8 protein-coding genes are annotated in these 9,874 nt (G+C 66.0%); 6 read left to right on the top strand and 2 right to left on the bottom strand.

What is annotated here, in order from left to right; genetic code table 11:
- The first annotated feature begins 601 nt into the window (after positions 1-601).
- The 4 genes from AC5JLE_RS05010 (at position 602) to AC5JLE_RS04995 (ending at position 5,730) form a co-directional block, all read left to right on the top strand.
- Complete coding sequence (locus AC5JLE_RS05010) at positions 602-1,336, top strand: CS1 fimbrial subunit B flags: Precursor (protein WP_099841901.1); 735 nt, start codon at positions 602-604, stop codon at positions 1,334-1,336.
- 109 nt (positions 1,337-1,445) lie between these two features.
- Positions 1,446-1,940, top strand: coding sequence for a CS1 type fimbrial major subunit (locus AC5JLE_RS05005; protein WP_025876629.1), 495 nt, complete (start codon positions 1,446-1,448; stop codon positions 1,938-1,940).
- 126 nt (positions 1,941-2,066) lie between these two features.
- Positions 2,067-4,508: a TcfC E-set like domain-containing protein gene (locus tag AC5JLE_RS05000; protein ID WP_496065084.1), complete on the top strand. Its 2,442-nt coding sequence runs from the start codon at positions 2,067-2,069 to the stop codon at positions 4,506-4,508.
- A gap of 34 nt (positions 4,509-4,542) precedes the next feature.
- A complete protein-coding gene (locus AC5JLE_RS04995; protein ID WP_107379107.1) occupies positions 4,543-5,730 on the top strand; it encodes a hypothetical protein in 1,188 nt (395 codons plus the stop codon).
- A gap of 44 nt (positions 5,731-5,774) precedes the next feature.
- Here AC5JLE_RS04995 and AC5JLE_RS04990 read toward each other — a convergent pair whose 3' ends face one another.
- Together AC5JLE_RS04990 and AC5JLE_RS04985 are read right to left on the bottom strand one after the other, a co-directional pair.
- A complete protein-coding gene (locus AC5JLE_RS04990; RefSeq protein WP_495233393.1) occupies positions 5,775-6,182 on the bottom strand; it encodes a hypothetical protein in 408 nt (135 codons plus the stop codon).
- 398 nt (positions 6,183-6,580) lie between these two features.
- Complete coding sequence (locus AC5JLE_RS04985; RefSeq protein WP_496065083.1) at positions 6,581-7,186, bottom strand: hypothetical protein; 606 nt, start codon at positions 7,184-7,186, stop codon at positions 6,581-6,583.
- Between the two features lie 297 nt (positions 7,187-7,483).
- On the opposite strand from AC5JLE_RS04985, the gene AC5JLE_RS04980 reads away from it, so the two are divergent.
- On the top strand, positions 7,484-7,639 hold the full coding sequence (locus AC5JLE_RS04980) for a hypothetical protein (protein ID WP_157804317.1): 156 nt from the start codon (positions 7,484-7,486) through the stop codon (positions 7,637-7,639).
- Positions 7,640-7,806: 167 nt separating this feature from the next.
- Positions 7,807-9,828 (top strand): SGNH hydrolase domain-containing protein, encoded by a 2,022-nt coding sequence (locus AC5JLE_RS04975; protein ID WP_197561898.1) that lies wholly within the window; start codon positions 7,807-7,809, stop codon positions 9,826-9,828.
- Positions 9,829-9,874: the final 46 nt, after the last annotated feature.

Genomic DNA, 9,874 nt, shown 5'->3' with positions numbered 1-9,874 from the left:
TGGCACGGATGTGTCAGGCCTTCGTGCCGACACTGCGTCGACCAAGGTCGACGCCTACCCAAACGCTGGGCATGGCCCGGCGCTACCGTGTTGTCCTGGTAGGTGCCAACCTTGGTTGGCACGGATGTGTCAGGCCTTCGTGCCGACGCTGCGTCGACCAAGGTCGACGCCTACCCAAACGCCGGGCATGGCTCGGGGCTAACGCGTTGCTCTGGTAGGTGCCAACCTTGGTTGGCACGGATGTAACAGCTCTGCGCGCCACCTCTCCGGCGTAACCCTTATACGTGCGGAACAGGCGTGCCACTACGTCGCCGAATCGCTGGGCGTGCCGATCACCCGCATCGGCCGCACCATGGAAGGGCAGGGCGTGCATACGGAAGTGCACGACGGCCCGAGCGGAGACGAGCACTTCGCCCGAGTGCGGCAGGGATTTGTGTCCTGCCGGTACGCGGCTGCGGGCAGGGGGCCATGCTGGCAGCACGGGCGATGAGCATTTAGGAGTCCTCCGAATTCGACGCTGCGCGCTTCGGCTTACAACTATTTTCATAGCGGGGCGTTTGACGCGACGACACACTTCACGCTCCTGAAAACGAGCGGTCCCATGTCACGTGTCGTCCATGTCCTGCTGCTGTGTGCGCTGGCGTTCCCCAGCCACGCCAGCGCACCGCAGATCAATGTCGGCGTCCTCTTCGACTACCTGCAGCCCGGCAGCAGCAACCTGCTCAAACGCATCCGCAATACCGGCGCCAGCACCGCCTACGTCCGGGTGGAAGTGGCAGAGATCGTTTTCGATGCCGATGACAAGCCCGTCGAAGTTCCGGTGGATGCGCCATCGCTGGTGCGCAACGCGCCTGGGGCGCATGGGGTCATCGCCAGCCCCAGTCGCCTGATCATCGCAGGCAACGGCCAGCAGGCCACACGTCTGGTGTATCGGGGCCTGCGCGACGAGGAACGCTACTACCGCCTGCGCTTCGTGCCGGTGGCGCCCAGTGCCGAGGAATTCTCGCTCAGCGAGGAACAGGCACAGCAGGCCGCAGAGCTTTCCTCGGCCATCCGCGTGTTCACCGGCTTCGGCACCGTGCTGTTCATCGCGCCACAACACCCGCGCTATGACACCCGCATCGAGTCCGGCCAGATCCACAACCACGGCAACGCCACCATTGTTCTGGAAAACCTGCGCCAGTGCGAGCGGGCCAAGGTCGACGCCTGTACGCCCGGAATCATCGTGCACGTACGCCCCGGTCGCTCTCACGTGCTGGCGTCTGACGATACGCATTTCATCCGTTACGACCTGAAGGAGGGCGAACGCCAGCGCAGCATAGACAGTCGCCGCTGACCGTTCGTCCCCCACCAACGCCATTGTCCCGCCCGGGCCCGCCAGGAGTCCGATGGGACAGCTTTGCCCTTGTCCTGGCTTTTGTACCCACTCACCCAGGAGTATCTGAATGTCCTTCTTGAAACACGCGATGGCGGCTGCGGCAGTCCTGCTCATCACCCCGGCCGTCAGCTTTGCGGCTACCGAAACCAAATCGATCACCGTCAATGTGTCGGCTGACGTGCCCAACGTTGCCGGCCTGCAGGTGTCCACGCCGGACGGCTGGGAAGGCCTGCCGCAGAATCTGCCGTGGGATACCGCACGCCAGGTGCTCGGCGAACTGACCGGTCGCGTGATCAACGTGAAGTCGCCGGCTGCCATCACCGCCTATCTGTCTGCCCCGGCGCAGATGGCATCGGCCGCGGACGTCGTGGATCTGGCAGTGAAACTGGACAACGTGGTCGTGCCGGCAACGGCCGCCGCCAAGATCACCGTTGCCAACGCTGCCCAGGCCGCATCCGGCAAGTCTCTGGCCTTCGCCATCGCGCCTACCGAACCGGGCGGCGGTTACAAGCAGGGTACTTACGGCGGTCAGTTCCACATGATCTTCGAAAGCGACATCTGACGCCTGCCGAGCTCTGTGCCTTCCTGCCCCACCGCGCGTGCGGCAGGAGGGCCAATGTCATCTATGCGCCTTTCACACCTACCTCCGCGACCGGTTCCGCTGCGACTGGCTGTTGCCATTGCCGCCATGCTTGCTGCTGCCTCGGCGCAGGCGACCGCAGGCGTGCCAGACGCACAGGTCAGCCTGCTGGAGCAGCGCGACCGCATGCCTGCGGAGTTCCGCGAGCATCTGTTCGGCAATCCGCTGACCGTGCGCGTGGAACTGGACGGGCAGTACCTGGGCGACGCCGAAGTACTGCTGCATGAAGACAACCGCGTACAGCTGATCGGCTTCGTCGAAAGCATCGACAGCCCATGGCCGCAGAGCGAGCGCACGCGCTGGGCCGAGCAGCTGGCCGAACCGCTGCCGCTTGGCATATGCGCGCCGCAGTGCCGTGGCCTGGCCGCGCTGCACTACAGTCTGGCCAATTCGCTGCTGAGCCTGTTGACGCCGGCAACTGCCAGTGCGGAACAACGCAACATTGCCCTGCCGGCGTCCGGCAGCCATGGCTTGATCGTACGTAACAGCCTGGCCGTGCATGGCGGCCAGGACCAGCCGGCCAGCGCACGCTACAGCGCTGAACTGAGTGGCAGCATCGGTCTGTGGAGCACGGTTGGCAGCTACCAGTACTACGCCCAACCCGGCAGCACGGAGCACTATCTCAGTGCGTTGCATGCACAACGCGAGCTCGGCGATCATTTCGTCCGCGCGGGCTATTTCCTGCCCACGTTCGAGGGCATCATCCGCCAGCCACGCGCGCCGGGTACGCAGAATGACACCGCACTGGGAGTGATGTTCGGTTCGTCGGATGTACTGCTGGCCGACACCCGCAGCGCCAGCGTCTATCCGGTCTATGTCACCGCCAACCGCGACGGTGTGGCGGAGATTCTGCGCGACGGCAACCTGCTGGCCACACAGGCCGTGAAGCCCGGCGTGCAGGAGATCGACACACGTCGCCTGCCAGGCGGCATCTACGACGTGGTACTGCGGGTCATTGAAGACGGCCAGGAGGCCTCGCGCGAAACCGCCTCGATCCACAAACCCAGCCGTTGGCGTGATCCCACCCGGCGCTGGCGCTACAGCGCGTTCGCCGGCCAGCAGCGCAGCCTGCTCGACAGCGATCGTTCAATGCAGGAGGGCGAGATCGCCGCCGGTGCGGTGGTCAACTACCTGTTGCACCCGCGCGCAGTGGCCGGTGCCACCGTTCAGCAGATCGGCACGCGCCGCGCCACCGGCCTGTCGATGGACTGGCAGGCCAGTGATCGCTTCAGCGCCTACACCAATTTCTACACCTCCAGCGATGCCGGGCGCGGCGTGGACCTGCAGGGACTGTATCGCTACCGTGCCGGCTCGGTGGTCGCCAACCACGCGCGCAGCTGGGCAGAGCAGCGTCATCGGCTGCCCGCCAGCGAGGGTGCGCCGCCACGTTGGGAAACCCGGGGAGGCTGGCAGGACACCACGGCCGTATCGATCACCCATCGCTTCAGTCACCGCGACAATGCGAGCCTGCGCGTGGCCCGCAGTTCCGGCTTCACCCGTGGCACCGGCATCGACGTTTCCTACGGTCGCCGCGAGACCCTGTTCGGCAGGCATGACGTCAACTGGCGTGTCTCGGCCTACGACCGTCCGGGCAGCCGCTTCACCCACTATCGCCGCCAGCGCGGCATCGATCTGACCGTCAGTGTGTCACTCGGCAGCGAGCGCCGCAGCTACAGCGGCAGCCTGGGCAGCCGGACCGGCGAAGCCGGCCAGCGCGACGGCTACGTCACCGCGGTCGCCACCCAGCGTGTGGATGGGAAGATCCTGCGCAGCGTCAATGGCATTGTCACAGCTGAACGCAGCGGCATTGGCGCCGGCGCGGGCGCCTATCTGCAGAGCCCACTGCTGGAAGGCGATGTGCAGCTGTATCGCGGTGCCGGTTCCGGCCACGTTGGCGGCAGCGCCAACCTGGACAGCACCGTGGTGATCGGGGGAGGACATGCTGCCGTGCTGGGCCAGGGGCGCAGCGGCAGCGTGGACACCGGCATCATCGTCGACGTGCGCAGTGACTTCCCCGATGTCACGTTGCGTGCCGACGACAGTCGTGGCGGTGGCGTGCAGCTGCGCCCGGGACGCAACTTCGTTCCGGTCACCGCCTATCGTGCGGGACAGGTGCAGTTCGACTTCCACGGCCGGCACGCACCTGCGGCGGCGCTGCAGCCGTCGACCATCAGCTACCACCTCAACAAGGGCGGCGTGGTGCACACCACGGTGGATGTACTGCGCACCTTCACCGTGATGGGTCAGGTACTGGATGCCGATGGCAACGGCATGCGCGGTGTGCAGGTGATCAACCACGCCGGCCGCAGCGTCAGCCAGGAAGAAGGCTTCTTCACCCTTGAACTCAGCGCACGCGCGCCGGTGGTGGAGCTGCGCTACCCGAACCGGATCAGCTGTGTGCTGACCATGGAGGAGGGCCGCTACCCGCGCGAAGGCGATGTACTGATGGTGGGCGGCATCGGTTGCCCGCCGTCGGTGGTCGCGCACTAGCCCATTGTTCCGACGAACCAGGCAGGTCTAAAGCATGACTATTGGCATCCGGCTGTTCCCGTTGCTGGCCGTAATGGCGGCGTTGCCTGCCACCGCACAGGTGGTGGACGTCAATGTCACCGGTGAATTCAGGCCCAACGCCCTGGATCCGGGCGATACCGCATTCCGCAACACGACACCCCGGGGCACCTTCTGCAACTGGAGGCCGGCCGAATGCGATAGAAACGGAGCCTATATCTTCGATCTCGGCAACCGCGAGTACTGGCGCAAGGAAGGGCCGAGCGACGACACATCAAGGCGTGATACCACCTACATCCGCTTCCCGCCGCCGCGTACGATCACCCTGCAGGAGGTGTCGAGCGGACGCACCTTCGAGGCGACCATCAGCTTTGCGGCGCTGTCCATGCGCATCGACTTCGGTGGTGGCGCCGATCCCTGGTACTACGGCGTCAGTGGAGGTTGCACGACCATCCGCGGCGCCGGTGGGCGTGGATGGTCGCTGGGCGGTTGGGCGGCGCGGACGCCAGCCAGCCCCACCGAGTGCTACAGCACCAACACGCGGTATGCCCGCACCTACTCCTACAGGAACGTGGGGCTCGGCATCCACGTCACCCTGCCCAATGCAATGACGCTGCAGGACGGCCGTTACATGGCCCAGGAAACCTGGACCACCGGCGGCGCCGGGGCCGACATCGATCTGGGCGACAACATCACCGGTGTCGAGGCCGTGCGCATGAACTTCGTGTTCGATGTGATCCACGACTTCCAGGTGCGCTTCGCCACCGAGGCGCCGCGCGTACAGTTGGCGCCCGAAGGGGGCTGGTCGCCCTGGATCGATCATGGCACTGCTCCGGCGAGGCTGCGCCAGGAGCTGCCGTTTCATCTGACCACGTCGATGGACTTCAGCATGAAGCTGCGCTGCCAGCACCACGTCGGCGACCAGTGCGGCATTCATGATCCGCAGGCGGACAAGCAGGTGCCGGTGGAGGTGGACGTCACCCTTCCGGGCATGAACAACCTGCGCGATGGTCGTCCGGCGCAGAACACCGTACTGCTGGCCGATGACGGTCAGGCACCGCGCTTCACGCCCGATGGCTACCTGATGCAGCGCCGTTCGACCCTGCGCTTCACCGCCGGGCGTGACGCGGTGCTGGAGATGGTGAAGACACCGGGCTCGCGCTGGGAAGGAGACATGACCGTGCTGTTCGACGCCAATCCCTGAGCCAGGGACAGGGATTGGCGTGGTCGAGGTGCCGCGGAAGCTGGCTACGCTACCCGCAACTGCACATCCACATACTCGGCCAGCCCACGGCAGGCCAGCAGCAAGCCTTCGCGCACCTCATCGCCCACCTGCTGGTCGGCATCGCCGTCCACGCGTACGCGCTCGATGGCGTGCAGCAGTTCCAGCAGCAAGGTCAGCCCGGCATTGGCGCGGTCGATGCGTGCCATCGCGAAGCCGAAGCACTTGCGACCTTTGTCCGGCCACGGTTGGCCGTCGGCAGCGTCCACCTGGCGGATGCGCTGCAGGCAGCCGAGCAGGGTGATGCCTTCGTCGGCGTGGGCGCGCATCGTGCTGCCCAACGTGGTTTCGAGTGCTTTGGCCAGATCATCCGGCAGGCGTTCGACGGCGTCGCCCAATGTGGCGAGCAGATAGGGATAGAGCGAAGAAGTCATGGCGGCGTCCTTGAGTGCGGAGCAAGGGGCCGCCCTCGCGCTGGGCGAGGGCGGCGGAGGGTGCGTGGTTGCAATACCGGTGGCAAAAGCGCGAAACGCCGGCGGGTACGAGACCCCCACGCACCGCCCGCCATAGGGCACGGACGGATTGCCTGCCGACGCCGCCCAACAAGGAAAGAGCGACGCCGACAGGCAAGCGTAAACAACGCCTTTGCCAAACGGGATTGCAAGCCCGTGCCACCCATTGTCGGTGGCGCGCCATGATGTGCACGCAGATGCTGCTATACCAATCAGAAAAGTTTCAATTTCGAAAACATTGCAGACGCATATCGAACGCGCTGCGCGAAACCGGAGCACGCCTGCGCGTGCCAGTTGCGACACTTGTTGTAGAAAGCAGATCACCACTTGTAAGCCACGCTCAGGTTCGCCGTCTTGGCGGTGGGGGCATTGGTAGGCTCAAAGGTAATGTTACCCGCCAATCGGGCGTCATCCACATTGAAGTTGACGTCGGTGCGCGTGTTGACCAGACCGATGTCGCGGCCCACCAGCGGCAGGTTGCCATCGCCGCCGATCAGCTGCGCCCCATTGGCCACGGTGATGTCGCAGGTGTTGTCAGCGGCTGCATTGACCCGGATGGCAGCGCCGCGACCAGATTGCAGGGTGGAGTTATCGATGTTCAGACGGATGCGTTGATCCGGATTGACTTCGCCCCAGAGCACCGCGCCGATATTGGATGCATCAACACGCGAGCCGTTGGCGATATCCATCTGCCCGAACTGGATCCGCACGCCAACGCCGTTGCCGACATCGCGGCTGGCGACTGGGGCGTCTTCCACGTAGATGGTGGTGACGTTGATGGTCGCCCTGGGGCTGGCAACACCGAAGCCTGCTGCCGAGCCTGCCAAGTCGACGCCGACCGAAAGGCGCTCGCCAGGTGCCAACCCGGCAGTGGTCACTGAGATCGAGCTCTGCGCCAGGATGGCCGGCGTGGTGCCACCATTCAATCCGATGCCCCCCAAAGATCCGGCTTCGGGCCAGAGCGAGATACGCCGAGTCGTTCAGCGTAATGGCTCTCTGACTGGTTCCACTACGGGTTACCACGGCGTCCCAGATGTTTAGCTCGGAGTCGTCATTAGCCACGATCTGCAGCGTCTGCCTACCGTCCACATTCAGGATCGAGCCGATGACGAGGGTCCAGGCCTCGACCGGGTCGCCTGCAGATACGTCGGCGCGCTGGTCGTCCAGATCACCGGCCAGCGCCATGCCGGCTGGGAAGGTTCCCAGGGCCAGCAGCAGGCCGCGTGCTCACCCGCGGTGGACTCGGGCATGGGCTGTCGGTACGCGGTGGCGATGTGCAGCTGCGTGACAGCGTGATCGAGACGCACAACAGTGCCAGCGGACTGGTCGTCAGCGACGGTACCCTGCTGGCCGAGCTGGGCCTGCGCATGGCCTGGTAAACAGCGACACCAGGCCGACGCCGGGGTCGGATCCCAGTGCCCGTGGCAGTGGGATCTGACCCCAAGCGCTCTGGCTGCAGAACCTCCGAGCATGGCTCGGCTCCACCATCGTGCTGAGTTGGGATCGGACATGAACGATGTCCAGGTCTGTCGCGATTGTCCATTGAATGACTACGCCAGCGCTGGCCATGCTGCCCGATCGCTCGCTGACGGTCGCCCGCATGCTTCACCCCGAACGCTCCCACAACGCTGCCATCGATGGCCTGCGTGCCCTGGCCGTGCTGGCCGTCATCGTCTTCCATGCGAACGCGGCGTGGCTGCCCGGTGGTTTCACCGGCGTGGACCTGTTCTTCGTGGTCTCCGGCTTCGTGATCAGCCAGTCGCTGGCATCGCGTGCAGGCATGCCACTGGGCGCGCTGCTGCTCGATTTCTACCGGCGCCGCGTGCTGCGCCTGTTGCCGGCGCTGCTGGTGATGCTGATGGCCACCTTCGTGCTGTCAGCGCTGTTCATTCCCCGCGCCTGGCGCAACGAGCAGTTCGACCAGACCGGCTGGGCGGCGCTGGTGGGTTTCAGCAACGTGGTACTGGCCGGCCAGCAGGATGACTACTTCTCGCCCGGCGCGGACCTCAATCCGTTCCTGCACACCTGGACACTGGGCGTGGAGGAGCAGTTCTACCTGGTGTTCCCGCTGCTGTTCTTCGTCTGGTTGCGCGGCCGCGACCGCTGGCCGTGGTCGCGTGTGCTGTTGCCGGCGCTCACGGTGCTGTCGCTGGCGTGGGCGGCCTGGCAGGCGCAGACGGCCCCGGCGGCGGCGTTCTACCTGCTGCCGTCGCGGTTCTGGGAACTGGCGGCCGGTGCGCTGTTGTACCAGTGGATGAGCGCGCGCGGTCCCGGCAAGCGCAGGGACGCGCTCGCACTGCCCGGCCTGGCGCTGCTGCTGGCGGGCGTACTTGTCGCGCCGCAACTGGCGATGCCGGTGCCGGGTGTGCTGGCCACGGTGGTCGGCACCCTGCTGCTGTTGGCGGCGGTAGCCGGGCATGGCCAATCGCGGGTCGGCCGCGCCCTGGGCTGGGCACCGCTGTCGTACCTGGGGCGACTGTCGTATTCGCTGTACCTGTGGCATTGGCCACTGCTGGTGCTGCTGCGCTGGACCTACGGGCTGCAGGGCGCCGCGCTGTGGCTGTATCCGGTACTGCTGCTGGCCGTGTCGGCCGCGTCCTACCACTGCGTGGAACGTCCGCTGCGCAGCGCGCTGCCGCTGTTGCGGCTGGCGCCGGCGAAGGTGCTGGCGATGGCGCTGCCGGTGTTGGGGCTGTGCGGCGCCGGCGCCTGGGCGACGGTGGAGTACCACGAGCAGATCTCGCTCAGCGTCACCCGCGATGGCTACGCATGGCAGGCGCGTCGCTACCCGGCGTGGCGACCGCTGGAACCGGTGAGCGCACCTGCCCTCGAAGGGCGACGCCTGTTTGTTGTCGGCGACTCGCATGCGGCGGCCTACCGCACGATGACCAGCATGGTCGCGCGACAGACCGGGATGGAGATCCGCCAGGAGGATCGCGGTGGCTGCAGCTTCGTCAATCTGCTGCGGGCCAGCCCGGCCGACTGCCAGGACTTCATCGAGGACAGCCTGTCGGCCATCGAACGCGACGCGCGCCCGGGTGACATCGTGTTGCTGGCGGCGCTGCGCATGCCGGAGCTGCGAGGGTTCGATTGGCAACAACAGGACGCACAGCAGATTTATCGGCAGTTGCGGGCCGAACGCACGCCCGCGCATGCGCAGGCGGCACATGATGAAGCCGAGCGTGTGCTGGGCCGCCTGCAGCGGTTGGGCGTGCACGTGGTCATCGATGCACCGCTGCCGCTGTTCAAGGCCGGGGCCTATCGCTGCTCGGACTGGTTCAACCGTAGCAATCCGGCGTGCGCCGGTGGCCTGAGCATGTCGCGCGCGGATCTGCAGCGGCTGCGTGCGCCGCAGATGGCACTGCTGGCCGAGCTGGCCGCGCGTTACCCGTCATTGACCGTGTGGGATCCGCTGCCGCTGCTGTGCGGACCGGATACCTGCTCGGCCGTGCAGGACGGTGAACCGCTGTTCTTCGACAACGATCACCTGAGCGGCCATGGCAACCGCGTGCTGTTGCCCAGCTTCCGGCAGACCCTGATCGATGTTGCGGGCGACAATCCACTGTAGCGCCGGGCCCGCGCTTGGCTGCTCTCCGTTCCGCTCGGGGAAGCCC

Source organism: Stenotrophomonas sp. (assembly GCF_059505245.1).
This window is presented reverse-complemented; position numbering and strand designations above follow the sequence as displayed.

What these genes read in the sequence shown, in the direction of transcription:
- AC5JLE_RS05000 (WP_496065084.1), top strand. Translation starts at nt 2,067, where the DNA reads ATGCTTGCTGCTGCCTCGGCGCAGGCGACCGCAGGCGTGCCAGACGCA.
- AC5JLE_RS05005 (WP_025876629.1), top strand. Translation starts at nt 1,446, where the DNA reads ATGTCCTTCTTGAAACACGCGATGGCGGCTGCGGCAGTCCTGCTCATC.
- AC5JLE_RS04975 (WP_197561898.1), top strand. Translation starts at nt 7,807, where the DNA reads ATGACTACGCCAGCGCTGGCCATGCTGCCCGATCGCTCGCTGACGGTC.
- AC5JLE_RS04990 (WP_495233393.1), bottom strand. Translation starts at nt 6,182, where the DNA reads ATGACTTCTTCGCTCTATCCCTATCTGCTCGCCACATTGGGCGACGCC.
- AC5JLE_RS05010 (WP_099841901.1), top strand. Translation starts at nt 602, where the DNA reads ATGTCACGTGTCGTCCATGTCCTGCTGCTGTGTGCGCTGGCGTTCCCC.
- AC5JLE_RS04995 (WP_107379107.1), top strand. Translation starts at nt 4,543, where the DNA reads ATGACTATTGGCATCCGGCTGTTCCCGTTGCTGGCCGTAATGGCGGCG.